The following is a 1,287-nucleotide window of genomic DNA, read 5'->3' on the forward strand; positions in this document are numbered from 1 at the left end:
TGGCCGAGCCAGGCCAGCCGTGGGCGCAGGGTCAGGTGGTAGCGGGTCAGGCGCTGGCCGGAGTCGCCTTGCGCGGCGCTGTGTACCAGGGCGTGAATGCCGTTGCCCTGGGCATCCAGGGCGAGAAATGCCGGCTGGCCGAGCAGGGCGGCCAGGTCGAGGTCGGGGCGTTCGCTGACCAGGGTCAGCTCGAACACGAAGGGCTGGCTGAGCGCTTCATGGCCGGTGAATTCGAGCACCTGCAAATCGTGCTCGATAGCAGGCAGGCTCAGGCTGAAATGGGTCTGATTGGCGGGCGCGAACATCCGTGTTTCCTTCTGCCGAACGGGCATCGGCCAGGAGTCCTGGCCGATGGGGCAGCTCGCGTACCTGCGAGCCAGGGCATTGTCGGGGATGTGCCGCGGCTTTGCCGTGACGCGCGGTGCAAAAATGCGCCCCTCTCCCCAGCCCTCTCCCATAAATGGGAGAGGGGGCTCAGGCCACAGCCCGAGCGGCGCTCACCTTAGGCCGAGATCGGCGAACGCCAGTCGTCCGAGCCGGAAGTGCCGGACACTTCGTGGGTCCAGACGATCTTGCGGTAGGTGAAGTAGACGTCTTCCAGGTGGGTGAAGTGGGCCATGTTCGGGTCCTGGCAGTTGGGCATGCGCGACTGTACGTCGACGATCACGGCGTCTTCCAGTTCGATGGTGAAGTAGTGCTCCTGGGTGCCGGTGGAGCTGGTGCGGTACCACTCCAGGCGGCACTTGGAGAGGCGCTCACCGGAGGTCAGCGAGTTGAAGATCAGCGGCGAGGACTTGTCGAACACCTTGGTGATCATCAGCGGCTTGTGCACGCGCTGGCCGGTCGGCTGTCCGGACTGCGGGTCGCGCGGGATGATGACCTGGTGGTTGAACGCCTGGACCAGGATCTGATCCTCGTGACCTTCCTGGAAGATGTTGCCGACCGAGTCCTCGGTGAAGGTGCCAGCGGTGATCAGGCCTTGCTTGGTGCCTTCGAGGGACAGGTACGCGGGTGTTGGCATGGTGCTCTCCTTTGCGTTGAGACGGGGATCGGGATGATCCGGGCGCTCGAAGGAGTACAAGGGGCGTGCCAGCCGGGAAGGGGCCAGTAACGACGCGGGCTGCAGGGCAACAGCAAGCGGCAGGATCAGCGCCCTGTGCGGGCGGTCACGAAAGGTTGCGCAACAACTGGCGCAGGGCTGTGCAGGGGCTTGCGCAGAGGCATAACAGCCCAGGGAACGGGGGCTTGGGCGCTATCGGTCGTGGTGTGTGCGCAGAAAGTGGCGCA

2 protein-coding genes are annotated in these 1,287 nt (G+C 65.1%); both read right to left on the reverse strand.

Annotated features, from left to right (window positions below):
* Window positions 1–305, reverse strand: a 305-nt coding sequence (locus P7A97_RS20500) for a contractile injection system protein, VgrG/Pvc8 family (RefSeq protein ID WP_277692342.1), incomplete at its 3' end; no start/stop codon positions are given.
* Between the two features lie 197 nt (window positions 306–502).
* Complete coding sequence (locus P7A97_RS20505) at window positions 503–1,021, reverse strand: Hcp family type VI secretion system effector (RefSeq protein WP_277692344.1); 519 nt, start codon at window positions 1,019–1,021, stop codon at window positions 503–505.
* Between the last annotated feature and the right edge of the window lie 266 nt (window positions 1,022–1,287).

The sequence above is a fragment of the Pseudomonas sp. GOM6 genome (genome assembly GCF_029537485.1).
Classification (GTDB): Bacteria; Pseudomonadota; Gammaproteobacteria; order Pseudomonadales; family Pseudomonadaceae; genus Aquipseudomonas.

Excerpts from the sequence above, each read along its gene's own strand:
- P7A97_RS20505 (WP_277692344.1), bottom strand. The coding sequence starts at position 1,021 with ATGCCAACACCCGCGTACCTGTCCCTCGAAGGCACCAAGCAAGGCCTG.